This window comes from Paraburkholderia sediminicola, assembly GCF_046027355.1.
Classification (GTDB): Bacteria; Pseudomonadota; Gammaproteobacteria; order Burkholderiales; family Burkholderiaceae; genus Paraburkholderia; species Paraburkholderia sediminicola_B.
Window position 1 is genome coordinate 60,349 of record NZ_JAQQEK010000040.1, and the last position, 14,726, is coordinate 75,074.

The window sequence follows — 14,726 nt, forward strand, 5'->3', positions numbered from 1 at the left end:
CCTTCTATTTCAATGTGCGGCGGGCGTACTGCCCGCAGCGTTGGGTTGTGGACTCGTTACGGCGTCCACCACGCGCTCCATCTGCATGAAGCGCGAGCCTTTCACGAGAAGCGTTGCGGCAGGACCGAAACCGGCCTGCTGCAATTGCGCGACCAACGTGCCGATGTCGGCGACGTGATGCGCGTCGGCGCCATACGCGGTGCAGGCGTCGCGCGAGGCGTCGCCCATTGCGTACAGCGCGTCGATACCGCGTTCCTTGGCGTAAGCGCCGATTTCGCGGTGAAATGCCGGACCGTTGTCGCCGACTTCGCCCATGTCGCCCATCACCAGCACGCGCGGCGCGGCACGTGAGGCGAGCACGTCGATCGCGGCGCGCATCGAATCGGGGTTGGCGTTGTAGGTGTCGTCGATCACGGTGGCGCCGGCGAGCGTGCCGAGCACAGCTTGCTTCACCTGCAAGCGGCCTTTCACCGCGCCGAACGATTCGAGCCCGCGCTTGATGGCGTCGAGCGACACGCCCGCAGCCAATGCGGCTGACGTTGCGGCCAGCGCGTTGTGCGCGTTGTGGTCGCCGAGCACTTTCAGCGTGACTTCGACTTGGCCTTCCGGCGTGTCGATGCTCAAGACGTTGCCGGCGAACGTGCCTTTTACCGCGGCTTCGGTGATGCGCTCGGCAGAGTTCAGCGCGAAGTCCATGATGCGGCTGCCGGTTGCGGCCACGCGCCAGATGCTCGCGTAGGCGTCGTCGGCGGGGAATACGGCGACGCCTTCCGGTGTCAGCGCGTGAATCACACTGGCGTGTTCGAGCGCGACGGCTTCGACCGTCGCCATGAACTCCTGATGCTCGCGCTGCGCGTTGTTCACCACGGCGACCGTCGGCTCAGCGATTTTCGCGAGCTCCGAGGTTTCGCCCGGATGGTTCATGCCGAGTTCGACCACGGCCAGTTGGTGCGCGGCGTGCAAACGGAACAACGTGAGCGGCAAGCCGATGTCGTTGTTGAAGTTGCCGGCGGTCGCGAGACGCGCGTCGGCGCCGACCGCGGCGCCGAAGATCGACGCGATCATTTCCTTCACTGTGGTCTTGCCGTTGCTGCCCGTCACGGCGACGAGCGGCATGCTGAACTTGCGGCGCCAGCCGCGTGCGAGTGCGCCCAGACCCACGCGCGTGTCGGTGACTTGCAGCGCCGGCACATTCCACTCTTGCGGCGTGCGCGTGACGAGAACAGCCGTCACGTTGCGCGCGGCGACGTCCGGCAGAAAGTCGTGCGCGTCGAACCGATCGCCCTTGATCGCGACGAACAGATCGCCCGGTCCGGCGCTGCGGCTGTCGGTGGATACGCGATCGAACGTGACCGTATCGTCACCCAGCACGGTTGCGCCCGTGATCAAAGCGGCGGCTTCACGCAGCGAGAACATGCTCATTCACCACCTCCGCGTGCTTGCGTCGCGCGCGCGGCAAGCGCGAGGCGAGCGTGATCCTGATCGGAGAAAGCGCGTTTCTTGCCCATGATTTCCTGTGTTGCTTCGTGCCCCTTGCCGGCCAGCACGATGACGTCTTCGCGCGCGGCGCTGCGGATCGCTTGCAGGATCGCGCTCGCGCGGTCCTCGATACGGCGGGCCTTCGACGCGTCTTTCATTCCGGCAGCGATCTGCTCGATGATCGATTGCGGATCTTCGCTGCGCGGGTTGTCGCTGGTCACCACGACGCCGTCGGCGATCTTCTCGGCAATCGCGCCCATCAGCGGACGCTTGGTCGCGTCGCGGTCGCCGCCGCAGCCGAACATGCAGATCAGTTCGCCACCGCGCGCGGTTGCCATCGGGCGCAGCGCTTCGAGTGTTTTTTCCAGTGCGTCCGGCGTGTGCGCGTAATCGATCACGACGAGCGGTTCGTCGTTCTGCAAGCGCCCGCCGAGGCGCTGCATGCGGCCGTTCACTGACTCCAGCTTCGCCAGTTCGGCCAGCGCGGCGTCGAACGGCACGTCGGCGGCGAGCAATGCGCCCAGCACGCCGAGCAGATTGCTGACGTTGAACGCGCCGAGCGTTTGCACTTCGACATCGGCATCGCCCCAATCCGAAGTGCTCAGATGGAACGCCGTGCCCGTGGCGGTGGCGCGTACATTTGAGGCCAGCAGCAACGCGTCGGCTTGCGGCGCGTCTTGCAGCGCGCCGTCGAGCCCATAGGCGATCGTGCGTGCATGGCCTTGCGTGCTGGCGAGCAAACGACGGCCGGCCGCGTCGTCGCGGTTGATCACGGCCGCGCGCAGTTCCGGCCACGCGAACAGACGCGCCTTGGCGGCTTCGTAGGCTTCGAACGTATGGTGATAGTCGAGATGGTCTTGCGTGAGATTCGTGAACACGGCGATGTCGAACGCCGTGCCGTTCACGCGCCCCTGATGCAACGCGTGCGACGACACTTCCATGGCCACCGCCTGCGCGCCCGCGTCGCGCAATTGCGCGAGACTGCGTTGCAGTTGCGGCGCGTCGGGCGTGGTAAAGCCGGTGTACACGAGGTGGCCCGGCAAACCGGTACCGAGCGTGCCGATGATCGCGCAACGCGTGCCGAGCGCCGTCAGCGCCGCCGAGATCCATTGACTGCACGACGTCTTGCCGTTCGTGCCAGTGATGCCGACCGTCAGCATGCCGTCGCTCGGATCGTTGTACCAGCCGCTCGCGATGGAACCGGCGAGTTCGTTCAACGCCGGCACGGCCAGCGCGGTCGACGGATCGATCGCGCCGTTGAAGCCTTCGGGCTGAACCAGCACCGCGGCAGCGCCACGTTCGATAGCGCCGTCGATGAACGGGCGGTTGTCCGCGCCGTCGACTGCGTAGGCGAAAAACGCGTCGCCGGCCGCGAGCGAACGCGTGTCGGCGTGCAGATGCGCGCCTGGCTGCACGTGAACGTGCAGCCAGGTCAGGGCGTCGGCGATCTGCCGCTGCTCGGGATGCTTCTGCCGCAGCATGCTCATCGCACGACTCCCGGATGGCTTTTCGCGTTCGCGGAAATCGTCATCTTCTTCGCGCCGGCGCTGGTGGAGAGTTTCTTGACGGTGGCAGGCGTGGCGGGCGCGGTCGGCGCGGCCGGGGCCGAATCGTCGGACACCACCATTTGCTTGACCGGCATGTCCGGCGGCACATTCAACGAGCGCAGCGTATCGCCGACGATGCTCGAGAACACCGGACCCGACACCTGACCGCCGAAGTGGCTGCCCGCCGTCGGTTCGTCGACCGAGACGGCCACGACGATGCGCGGGTTCGGCATCGGCGCCATGCCGACGAACGAAGCGCGATATTTGGAGTGGTCGTAGCCGTGCGCGCCGTGCTTGTACGCGGTACCGCTCTTGCCGCCGACGCGATAGCCGGGCACCGCCGCATCCGGCGAGGTGCCGCCCGGCGCCGTGACGGTTTCGAGCATGGCACGCACTTGACGTGCGGTGGTCGGCGCGAAGATCTGCGGGCCGGTGGCGGGTTGATCGCCAGGCGTGCGGAAAATCGACACCGGCATGATCTCGCCGTCATGCGCGATCGCAGTGTAAGCGCGGCCCAACTGGAACAGCGACACCGACAGGCCGTAGCCGTACGACATGGTCGCCTGCTCGATGCGGCGCCAGCTCTTCCACGGACGCAGACGGCCCGCCGCCGCGCCCGGGAAACCGACCTTCGGCGCCTGGCCGAGACCGATGCTGGTGTACATGTTCCACATCTCTTCGGGCTTGAGCTGCATGGCGATCTTCGTCGCGCCGATGTTGCTCGACTTCTGGATCACGCCGCCCACCGTCAGCACGCCGAACGCGCTGTCGTCGGTAATCGGCGCACCGTCAAGCACGAAGCGGCCGCCGCCTGTATCAACCAGTGTAGTCGGCGTGACGCGGTGCAGATCGAGCGCGAGCGAGACCGTGAACGGCTTCATGATCGAGCCGGGCTCGAACGTGTCGGTCAGGATGCGGTTGCGCAACTGGTCGCCGGTCAGGTGTGTACGGTCGTTCGGGTTGTACGTCGGGTAATTGACGAGCGCCAGCACTTCACCGGTGCGCACGTCGATCACCATCGCCGCGCCGGCCTTCGCCTTGAATTTCTCGACGGCCGCCTTCAGGTTCGTATAGGCGATGTACTGAATCTTGCTGTCGATCGAGAGATCCACGTCCTGGCCGTTGTGCGGCACGACCTGCTCGTCCACGTCCTCGATGATGTGGCCCATGCGGTCCTTGATCACGCGGCGGCTCCCCGACATGCCGGCGAGCAGCTTCTGGTCGCCGAGCTCGACGCCTTCCTGGCCTTCGTCTTCCACGTTGGTGAAGCCGATCAGGTGGGCCGTGATCTCGCCTTCCGGATAGAAGCGCTTGTACTCGTCGCGCGCGTAAACGCCGGGAATGTCCAGCGCGGTGACTTTTGCGGCAACGTCCACCGGCACCTGGCGCTTCACGTAGACGAAGTTCTTGTCTTCCGAGAGCTTGGAGCGCAGTTCCTTATTGGTCATGCCGAGCAGCTTGCCGAGCGTCGTCAGCTTGTCGGCGCCGAGGTCGTCCGGCACCGATTCGGGAATCGCCCAGATCGCGCGCACCGGCAGACTCGTGGCGAGCACGAGACCGTTGCGGTCGAGAATCTTGCCGCGCGTGGCCGGCAGTTCGAGCCGGCGCTGATAGCGGATTTCACCCTGCTTCTGATAGAACGCGTTGCCCGGCCCCTGGATCCAGAACGCGCGCGCGGTGAGCGCGACGAACGCCATGAACAGCAGGAACACGACGAGTTTCGAACGCCACATCGGCAGGCGCACCGACAGGATCGGGTTGGCCGAGAAAGCCACGCTCTTGCGAGCCGACGATTTTTTCATCGCACGCCTCCGCGACGGGTCGCCGCCGGCGCCGATGCCGGGCCGGAAGGCGGAATCGGTGCATCTTCGGCTTTCGCCGCGCCTGGATCGAGCGTGAGGTACTGGGTGCGGCCGGTGGTGACCGATTGCATCTTCAGGGAATCAGTGGCGATATTCTCGATGCGCGACGTTTTCGACAGCGCGCTCTGCTGATATTGAAGTTGCGAGTAGTCCTGCTGCAGCTGACGCTCCTGCGATTGGGCGCGCTGCAACTGGATAAAGATCTGACGCTGCTGATTGGTAGCATTGACGACGGACAAGGCGCAGCCCATCACGATAATCAGCAGGAAGATATTGAGGCGGTTCATGGTGCGATCCGCTCCGCCACACGCATCACGGCAGAACGGGCGCGCGGGTTCGCGGCGACTTCAGCGTCGCTTGCGAACACGCGGCCGATGATTTTGAGCGGAGGGCTCGGCAGATCGACTGCGCGAATCGGCAGACGGCGATCCACCGCCGGCGTACTCGCGTGCGCCTGCATGAATCGCTTGACGATCCGGTCCTCGAGCGAATGAAAGCTGATGACCACCAGCCGCCCCCCTTGCTCCAACAGCGACAACGCTGCTTCTAAAACGACTTGCAGCTCCGCAAGCTCTTGATTGATGTGAATCCGTATAGCTTGAAAGGTGCGGGTTGCCGGATCCTTGCCCTTCTCACGGGTTTTGACGACGTTAGCCACGATTTGGGCAAGCTCGCCCGTGCTGACGAGAGGCCCAAGACGGTCGGACTCTGCCCGGCGAGCAACAAGCGCCTTTGCAATCTGAAAAGCAAACCGTTCTTCCCCATAATCTCGTATCACCTCCGTCAATTCCTGCACCGTGGCCCGCGCCAGCCAGTCAGCCGCCGATTCGCCGCGCGTCGGGTCCATCCGCATGTCGAGCGGGCCGTCGGCGCGGAAGCTGAAGCCCCGCTCCGGATCGTCGACTTGCGGCGACGACACGCCCAGATCCAGCAAAACACCCGACACCCGTCCTACGCCGCGCTCCGCAATCGCGGTGCGCAGTGAAGCAAAGCTCTCGTGCACGATGCCAAAGCGCGGATCGGCAATCTGCTGCGCCGTGGCGATGGCCAGCGGGTCCTTGTCGAAAGCGATCAGACGCCCCGATTCAGCCAGCTTCTCCAACACCAGGCGGCTATGTCCACCGCGCCCGAACGTGCCGTCCACATACACGCCGTCCGCGCGTGTGACCAGCGCCTGAACCGCTTCTTCCAGCAGCACCGTGCGATGCTGCAATTCATTTCCCATCGCAGGTGCCATATATGTAAACCGCGATCAGAACGTGAAATCTTTTAACGCGTCGGGCATGCCCTCAGCCATTGCCGCCTGTTCCTTCGCGGCGTATGTTTGTGCATCCCACAACTCGAAGTGACGACCCATGCCGAGCAAGGTCACTTCTTTTTCCAGCCCACCGGCCGTGCGCAATTCCGGCGACACGAGCACGCGCCCTGCGCCGTCCATTTCCACATCCATTGCGTTGCCGAGAAAAATGCGCTTCCACCAGGTCGCGTTCATAGGCAGCTTGTCGACCTTGTCGCGAAAGATCTCCCACTCCGGGCGCGGAAAGAGCAACAGGCAGCCGTCCGGGTGCTTGGTGATCGTCACCCGGCCCTCTGCCTGTGTTTGCAGCGCATCCCGATACCGAGAGGGAATAGACATCCGCCCTTTCGCATCGAGCGTCAGCGCCGACGCCCCTTGGAACACTTCGATCTCCCCTTGTGGCGCATTGGCGCGCCAGCTGCCCGATCCGTGAAAATCTACCCGAAACCGTTTGTGAGATCACACAAAAATACACTTTCTCACACTGTCTCCCACTTTAGAGGAACGCTAAACAGGGGTCAAGGGAGATGCACGCTTTTCCGGCGAATTTTGTTTGTTAGAACAAGGACTTAGCGCGACTCCTTCACGTCAGGCATAAAACGGAAAACCGTTATAAATGAATGAGCTAGTGCAACTTGTGAAGGTGATACGTGAAAAGTGCGAGGGAAAGGTGCGGAATGAAAGAGATCGTCAAGCGGGATCGGCGGGTGTGGGATGGCGTTTCCGGGTACTTCGGGCGGACGGCGCGCGAGGCGCCGTCCCACTTTCGGGAGGTACGTAAACGGCAGGCTTTAACTTATATGTAATAGGCAGTGCGAGTCATCACTTTCGACACGGCGCGCATCAGTGCGCGCGCGGGGAACGGCAGTTCGAGGCCGCCTGCTTCCATCGCCGACTTGCCGTGTTCTGCCTCGTCCACGCGCATCTGCTCGACGATCGCGCGCGACTCGTGGTCGGCTGCCGGCAACTCGTCCAGATGGCTGTCGAGATGCTGCTCCACCTGACGCTCGGTTTCGGCCATGAAGCCGAGGCTGACGCGATCGCCCATGCGCCCTGCCGCGAGGCCGATCGCCAGCGCACCGGTGTACCAGAGCGGGTTCAACAGACTGGGACGCGAGTCGAGCGCTTCGAGACGTTTGGAAGTCCATGCGAGATGATCTTCTTCCTCGATCGCGGCGCGATTGAACACGGCCCGCAAGGAAGGCGATTTGGTTGCGAGTTTCTGAGCCTGGTAGAGCGCTTGGGCGCAGACCTCGCCGACGTGGTTCACGCGCATCAATCCAGCCGCGTGCGCGCGCTCCGCCGGTGAGAGTTCGGGCGACGGTTCCGTCACCGCGGATTCTTGCGGAACCGGCAACGGACGACTCATCCGCGACACGCCGGTCATTGAGCGTAAACCCCGATCAAACTCGCTAATCAACTCGTCCAGAAACATTCAGCACTCCCTCATTCGACAGCCGCCTCACCGATCCGCCAGGTCCGTTCGACAAGGCTTTGCGACGCAAATCCGGCTTCACGGAAACCTTCAAACCGCATGAATCGGGCGGCCAATCTCTGATTTTAGACCATGTTGCGTAAACGAAACAGGAGCGTTCCCGCCCCGCTCCTTTTTCTTTGTGCCATGTATGCCTTTTGTTACATTACGTGCAACTTCTCGCGAAGTTGGACAAGCAAGGCCTCAACGCTAGATAAATATTCCGCCTTGTACAAAAGATTCGTAATCCTTGGAGATCATTCGATGAAAAAGTCGCTTCTCGCTCTCGCAGCACTGGGCGCATTCGCAGGCGTCGCACATGCTCAGAGCAGCGTGACCCTGTACGGTATCATTGACGAAGGCTTCAACATCAACACCAACTCGGGTGGCAAGCACCTGTACAACCTGTCCAGCGGCGTTCTGCAAGGTTCGCGTTTCGGCCTGCGTGGCACGGAAGATCTGGGCGGCGGTCTGAAGGCCATCTTCGTGATTGAAAACGGCTTTGACGTGAACAACGGCAAGCTGGGTCAAGGCGGCCTGATGTTCGGTCGTCAAGCTTACGTCGGCCTGTCGAGCCAGTTCGGTACGGTCACGCTGGGTCGTCAGTATGACTCCGTCGTCGACTACGTCGGTCCGCTGGAAGCAGGCGACCAGTGGGGCGGCTACATCGCTGCTCACCCGGGCGACGTCGACAACTTCAACAACGCGTACCGCACCAACAACACGGTCAAGTACACGAGCGCAAACTACGGCGGCCTGACGTTCGGCGGCACGTACAGCTTCGGCGGCGTCGCCGGCAACATCACGTCGAACCAGATCTGGTCGTTGGGCGCTGGCTACAACAACGGTCCCCTCGTTTTGGGCGTTGGTTACTTGAACGCACGTACGCCGGCAGCTTCGGGCGGCCTGTTCAACAACGGCGGCACGGCTGCAGCACCGGCCGCGGCTGTCACGTCGCCGGTCTACGCTGGCTTCACGTCGGCTAACACGTACCAGGTCATCGGCGCAGGCGGCGCATACACGTTCGGCGCAGCAACGGTTGGCTTGACGTACTCGAACATCCGCTTCGGCAACCTGGGCGCTTCGTTCGCATCGCCGTTCAAGGGCCAGTCGGCTACGTTCAACAACGCGGAAGTGAACTTCAAGTATCAGTTGACCCCGGCATTGCTGGTCGGCGCAGCGTATGACTACACGCGCGGTGCGGAAATCAACGGCAATTCGCGTGCTCAGTACCACCAAGGCGCAGTTGGCGTGGACTACTTCCTGTCCAAGCGTACCGACGTGTACGTGACGGGTGTGTACCAACACGCTCTGGGCGACACGGTCACCGCTGGTGGCGCTGTGGTCGACGCAACGGCAGGCATCAACGGCCTGACGGGTTCGTCGAACCAGAACCAGTTCACGGCTCGCGTCGGCATCCGCCACAAGTTCTAATAAGTCGTAATAAAGCAGTTTGCCTCAAAGGCGCCTTCGGGCGCCTTTTTTTATGCCGCTCGCTGCCGCGCGGTTTTTTCGCGGTGGCTGCGCAAAGGAAAAGGCCCGGCAGACTTTCGTCTGCCGGGCCTTTTCTGCTTACTCGCTACTTCGTGTCGGCTTCGTGCGTGATCAGAGTGCGATCCTGCCTACGCCCGCCCGTCGCGCAACTCGCGGCGCAGAATCTTGCCGACGTTGCTCTTCGGCAGTTCAGTGCGGAATTCGACGATTTTCGGCCGCTTGTAGCCGGTCAACTGCTGCTTGCAGTACGCGAAGATGTCGGCATCGGTGAGCGCCTGGTCCTTCTTCACGACGAACAGCTTCACGGCTTCGCCCGAATGCTGGTCCGGCACGCCCACCGCGGCGACTTCGAACACGCCCGGCAGTTTGGCGACCACGTCTTCGATTTCATTCGGATAGACGTTGAAACCGGACACCAGAATCATGTCCTTCTTACGATCGACGATCTTGACGAAGCCGCCGTCGTTCATCAGGCCGACATCGCCCGATTTGAAGAAGCCGTCCGCCGTCATCACTTTCGCCGTTTCGTCGGGCCGGTTCCAGTAGCCAGCCATCACTTGCGGGCCGCGGATGCAAATTTCGCCCGGCTGGCCGAGCGGCACTTCGTTGCCCTCGTCGTCACGAATCGAGATTTCCGTCGACGGCAACGGCAAGCCGATCGTGCCGCTGTATTCGGTGACGGTGACCGGATTGCAGGTCACGCACGGCGACGTTTCCGACAACCCGTATCCTTCGATGATCGGCGTATGCGTCTGCTCGTACCAGCGCTTGGCGACGGCTTCCTGCACCGCCATACCGCCGCCGTTCGCGGCGATCAGCTTCGAAAAATCGAGCTTATGGAAATCCGGGCTATTCAACAACGCGTTGTACAGCGTGTTGACGGCGGGAATCGTCGTGATCGGATAGCCTTCCAGCGCCTTGATCATGCCCGGAATGTCACGCGGATTCGGAATGAGCACGCCGAGGCCGCCGGTACGGATCGTCAGCAGCCCGCAAACAGTCAGCGCGAACACGTGATACAGCGGCAACGCGACGACGGTGACGAATTGATCGATATCCGTGCGGTTCGTGCGAACCGGATCGAGCCAAATCTCCGACTGCAGCACATTGGCGATCAGGTTTCGATGCAGCAGCGTCGCGCCCTTGGCCACGCCCGTCGTTCCACCCGTGTACTGGAGAAAAGCGACGTCTTCAGGACCTTGCTGGACCGGTTTGAAACTCTGGCGCGCGCCTTCCGCGATTGCAGTGTTGAATTTGACGTGGCCCGGCAGACTCCAGGCCGGCACCATTTTCTTCACCTTGCGCACGACGAAATTCACCAGCGTACCCTTGATCCCCATCAGGTCGCCCATTGCGGCCACGACGACATGCTTGATCGAGGTGTTGCGTACGATCGCCTGCAGCGTGACCGCGAAGTTCTCGAGCAGAATGATCGCTTCCGCGCCACTGTCCTTGAGCTGATGCTCGAGTTCACGCGGGGTATAAAGCGGGTTGACGTTCACGACCACATAGCCCGCGCGCAAAATGGCTGCAATCGCCACCGGATATTGCAGCACGTTCGGCATCATGATCGCGATGCGCGTGCCGCGGGCAAGGCCCTTCGACTGAAACCATGCAGCGAGCTTGCGCGAAAGCGTGTCGAGCTCACCGTAGCTGATCTCCTTGCCCATGCAGACGAACGCCGGCTTGGCGCGGTGGTCGCGAAAGGCTTCTTCGAGCAGTTCTCCCACCGACGAATAGCGGCTCGGGTCGATCTCTGCGGGAACGCCGGGCGGATAAGATTTCAGCCAGATTTTGTCCATGCAGCGTCTCCTCCTTTATTTTCGAATGGTCGTGCTAAAAACGCATCGTAGCATGGGCACCTCGTTGCTATTCGCGAAAAGCGGCCTGGTTAGACTGCAGCCTCGAACCCGTGAAGGACGAGCGCTGCGGGATGGTTGAGCGGGTTTCAGACGCGCTCGACTTCGACCAGGCAGTCGTAGAAAGTGGCCGATCCGCCCAGATCGGTAAGCGCCTGGCTCGTGAGCTGATTGGCATTGCGGCCGTCGGGCGCGAGCTTCTTCCACCAGATCGACAGGCCGACCACGAGCCCTTCGCGCGCTTTATCGGTGACGCGTACGCGCGCCTGCATCGAGCCGCGATCGTTGAAGATGCGCACCTGATCGCCGTCGGCGATATCTCGCGATTGTGCGTCCGCCGGATGCATGTCGAGATGCGGTTCACCTTCCGTCGAACGCAGACTTTCGATGTTCACGAAGGTGCTGTTCAGGAAGTTGCGGGCCGGCGGCGAGATCATGGCAAGTGGATAGCGGGCGGCGAGTTCCGGAGCGCCGTCGGCGGATTCGTAGGGCGGTAGATAGTCCGGGAGCGGGTCGAGTCCCTGCTGTGCGAGGCGCTCGCTGTAGAACTCGCATTTGCCGGACGGCGTTCGGAAACCGCCTTCGGCGAAAGGCGCGTCGGGCAGGTTCAGCCGGGCCCAGCCACTTTGCTTCAACGTCTGCCAATCCACGTCTTCGAGTGTTTTGTCTTTCCAGCGAAACGCGGCCTGCGCGACGGTCTCGTCGCTCTCGAACAGCGCCGGTTCGTCGAGTTCCATATGGCGCGCAAAGCCGCGAAAAATCTCGGTGTTTGGGAGTGCATCGCCGACGGGTGCGATTGCCGGCAGGTTGACCATCACGTGCGTATGACCGTACGACTTGTGGACGTCGAGGTGTTCCAGTTGGGTCGTCGCAGGCAGGAGCAGGTCGGCGTAGTCGGCGGTGTCGGTCTGGAAGTGCTCCAGCACAATGGTGAACAGATCTTCACGCGCGAAACCCGCGGCGACTCGCTCGGAATCCGGCGCGACGGCGACGGGATTCGAGTTATAGACGACGATCGCTTCGACTTTAGGGCCGAACGTGGCGTCGCCCTTATGCAGCAACGCGTCGCCGATCGCATTCATGTTGATGACGCGGCTTACCTTCGACGGCCAGCCGGGCATCAGGTCCGGACGCTGTAACGCATGCGAGTCGACCGGTGCCCAACCGCCCGAGGACAGCAGCACACCGCCTGCTCTCTCGCGCCATGCACCTGTCAACGACGGCAGGCACGCGATCGCGCGCACGGCATTGCCGCCGCCACGCACTCGTTGCAGGCCGTAGTTCATGCGGATCGCAGCCTTCTTAGTGCCACCGTAAAGTCGCGCAAGATCGACGATAACGTGTTCATCAACACCGCAAATTTCGGCAGCGCGCGACGGCGGATAACTGAGTGCGCGGGCCTTCAGCTTATCGAAACCTAACGTGTGGGCCTCGATGTACGCGTGATCGAGCAGATTTTCCGTGATCAACACGTTCATCATGCCGAGCGCCAAGGCGCCGTCGGTGCCGGGTTTCAGGGCAATATGTTGATGACATTTTTCGGCGGTCAGCGAGCGGTACGGATCGATTGCGATCAGCCGCGCGCCGCGGCGTTTGGCCTGTTGGGCGCGGGTCCAGAAATGCAGGTTCGACGCGATGGGATTCGAGCCCCAGATGAGGATGACTTCGCTCTCGTCGAAAAATTCGGTGAGCATGCCAACGTTCGCGCCATAGGTGTACTTCAACCCAGCTGCGCCGGCGGCCGCGCAGATCGCGCGGTCCAGTTGCGATGCGCCGAGCTTGTGGAAGAATCGCTGCGCAATGCTGTCTCCCTGAATCAAACCCATTGTGCCGGCATAGCTATAGGGGACGATCGCTTCCGGCGCGCGGCGCGCAATCTCCGAAAGCCGGCGGGCAGCGAGCTGGAAAGCGTCATCCCAGCTGATCGGCTCAAAGCGGCCCTCGCCTTTACGGCCGACGCGCTTCATCGGCGTCGTCAATCTTTGCGGATGATGCACGCGCTCCGCATAGCGGCTGACCTTCGTGCACAGCGCGCCTTGCGTTGGCGGATGCTCGGGATCAGCGACGACCTTGATCACGCGCCCAGCCTCGACCGTCACACGCATCGCGCAGGTGTCAGGGCAGTCATGCGGGCATACGGCGCGAGCGAGTTCAGTCGGAGCATTCATCGGCGATCCGTTCAATGAGACGGTGAGCGGTGGGGCAATGCGGGATTCTATTACGGCAATTGCTGCTTGGCCTGCGTGGTGCCGCCAAAAAGGCCTTCGGCGTAGAATCGGTTATTACCGTGCCCGGGCCAATGGGGCCCCGAGCGATTCCACGCAAGCCAAAGCACAGACGCGTCACCACTCCATCATGAAACTGATCCCCGAAATCCAAGCCGCTCACGGCGAAATTCAGACCCTTCGACGAACCATCCACGCCCATCCGGAACTGCGTTACGAAGAAACGGCGACGGCCGATCTGGTGGCACGAACCCTCGAGTCCTGGGGTATCGAAACTCATCGAGGGTTGGGCAAAACTGGCGTCGTCGGCGTACTGAAACGCGGCAATGGTTCACGCTCCATTGGTCTGCGGGCCGATATGGATGCGCTGCCGATACAGGAACTGAACAGTTTCGACCATCGGTCGAAAAACGACGGCAAGATGCACGCGTGCGGTCATGACGGACATACCGCGATGCTTCTCGGCGCCGCGCGGCACCTGGTCAAACACGGGGAATTTGATGGCACCATCGTGTTCATTTTCCAGCCTGCCGAAGAAGGGGGCGCTGGTGCACAGGCCATGATCGACGACGGCCTGTTCGTGAAATTTCCGGTCGACGCGGTATTTGGCATCCATAACTGGCCGGGCATGCCGGCGGGGAACTTCGGCGTGACCGAAGGTCCGATCATGGCGTCGAGCAACGAATTTCACATTGAAATCAAGGGAGTGGGTTCGCACGCTGCGCTGCCGCACAACGGCCGCGATCCCGTCTTCACTGCAGTGCAGATTGCGAATGGACTGCAGAGCATCATCACGCGGAACAAGAAGCCGCTCGACACAGCGGTGTTGTCGATCACCCAGATTCACGCCGGCGACGCAGTCAATGTCGTCCCAAACAACGCGTGGATCGCTGGCACGGTGCGGACGTTTACGACCGATACGCTTGATCTGATCGAAGCGCGCATGCGCAAAATCGCGGAGAGCACGGCCGAAGCCTACGATTGCTCGGTCGATATTCAATTCCACCGAAACTATCCACCGACGATCAACAGCGGCGAAGAAGCCCGCTTTGCGGCGACCGTGATGAAGGAAATTGTCGGCGCGGAAAATGTCGACGATGCGGTTGAACCGACGATGGGCGCGGAGGACTTTTCGTTCATGTTGCTCGCCAAACCGGGTTGCTACGCGTTTTTGGGTAATGGCGATGGCGGGCACCGTGATTCAGGCCATGGCGCAGGTCCGTGCATGCTGCATAACGCTAGCTATGACTTTAACGACGAGTTGCTGCCGATCGGCTCGACGTACTGGGTACGGCTGGCACAGCGGTTTCTTGCGCAAGACAAATAGAATTCATTTGAAGGGACTGGGCGGCGGTGATCAGTTCGTCGCCTGTTGTCTCGTCGCGCCGAGGATGGGTAACGCGGTCTGGGGCTTAAGCGCGAATGCGTTGCGGATGGGCACAGGGAGTGAGGGTGGTTTTCACGCCCGCTTCGTCTGTTTTCCGGCCGC

General features: G+C 62.1%; 11 protein-coding genes. 2 read left to right on the forward strand and 9 right to left on the reverse strand.

The genetic code is table 11. From position 1 onward, the window contains the following. Positions 1-9: 9 nt before the first annotated feature. From PQR42_RS39430 to coq7, 7 genes are all read right to left on the reverse strand, one after another. On the reverse strand, positions 10-1,422 hold the full coding sequence (locus PQR42_RS39430) for a UDP-N-acetylmuramoyl-tripeptide--D-alanyl-D-alanine ligase (protein WP_408391239.1): 1,413 nt from the start codon (positions 1,420-1,422) through the stop codon (positions 10-12). Then, positions 1,419-2,966, reverse strand: a complete 1,548-nt coding sequence (locus PQR42_RS39435) for a UDP-N-acetylmuramoyl-L-alanyl-D-glutamate--2,6-diaminopimelate ligase (RefSeq protein ID WP_408391237.1) — start codon at positions 2,964-2,966, stop codon at positions 1,419-1,421. The genes PQR42_RS39430 and PQR42_RS39435 overlap by 4 nt, the downstream gene beginning before the upstream one ends. Next, a complete protein-coding gene (locus tag PQR42_RS39440; RefSeq protein ID WP_408391235.1) occupies positions 2,963-4,828 on the reverse strand; it encodes a peptidoglycan D,D-transpeptidase FtsI family protein in 1,866 nt (621 codons plus the stop codon). Before PQR42_RS39440 ends, PQR42_RS39435 begins: the two co-directional genes overlap by 4 nt. Continuing rightward, the gene (ftsL, locus tag PQR42_RS39445) at positions 4,825-5,175 is read right to left on the reverse strand and encodes a cell division protein FtsL (protein ID WP_408391232.1); all 351 of its coding nucleotides are present in this window, start codon (positions 5,173-5,175) and stop codon (positions 4,825-4,827) included. The genes PQR42_RS39440 and ftsL overlap by 4 nt, the downstream gene beginning before the upstream one ends. Next, on the reverse strand, positions 5,172-6,125 hold the full coding sequence (gene rsmH, locus PQR42_RS39450) for a 16S rRNA (cytosine(1402)-N(4))-methyltransferase RsmH (protein ID WP_132372910.1): 954 nt from the start codon (positions 6,123-6,125) through the stop codon (positions 5,172-5,174). Before rsmH ends, ftsL begins: the two co-directional genes overlap by 4 nt. Before the next feature lie 15 nt (positions 6,126-6,140). Beyond that, positions 6,141-6,569, reverse strand: a complete 429-nt coding sequence (mraZ, locus tag PQR42_RS39455; protein WP_012434430.1) for a division/cell wall cluster transcriptional repressor MraZ — start codon at positions 6,567-6,569, stop codon at positions 6,141-6,143. A gap of 412 nt (positions 6,570-6,981) precedes the next feature. Next, positions 6,982-7,620, reverse strand: a complete 639-nt coding sequence (gene coq7 / locus PQR42_RS39460; protein WP_408216462.1) for a 2-polyprenyl-3-methyl-6-methoxy-1,4-benzoquinone monooxygenase — start codon at positions 7,618-7,620, stop codon at positions 6,982-6,984. Positions 7,621-7,923: 303 nt separating this feature from the next. On the opposite strand from coq7, the gene PQR42_RS39465 reads away from it, so the two are divergent. Continuing rightward, positions 7,924-9,093: a porin gene (locus tag PQR42_RS39465; protein WP_408391230.1), complete on the forward strand. Its 1,170-nt coding sequence runs from the start codon at positions 7,924-7,926 to the stop codon at positions 9,091-9,093. Positions 9,094-9,281: 188 nt separating this feature from the next. Here the strand turns inward: PQR42_RS39465 and PQR42_RS39470 are convergent, their stop codons facing one another. Both PQR42_RS39470 and PQR42_RS39475 read right to left on the reverse strand, forming a co-directional pair. Beyond that, positions 9,282-10,955, reverse strand: a complete 1,674-nt coding sequence (locus tag PQR42_RS39470) for a long-chain fatty acid--CoA ligase (RefSeq protein ID WP_408391228.1) — start codon at positions 10,953-10,955, stop codon at positions 9,282-9,284. Between the two features lie 146 nt (positions 10,956-11,101). Continuing rightward, complete coding sequence (locus PQR42_RS39475) at positions 11,102-13,180, reverse strand: molybdopterin-containing oxidoreductase family protein (protein ID WP_408391226.1); 2,079 nt, start codon at positions 13,178-13,180, stop codon at positions 11,102-11,104. 187 nt (positions 13,181-13,367) lie between these two features. Between PQR42_RS39475 and PQR42_RS39480 the strand changes: the two genes are divergently transcribed. Continuing rightward, entirely contained in the window at positions 13,368-14,564 is a 1,197-nt protein-coding gene (locus tag PQR42_RS39480; RefSeq protein WP_408391302.1) for a M20 aminoacylase family protein, read from the forward strand. Positions 14,565-14,726: the final 162 nt, after the last annotated feature.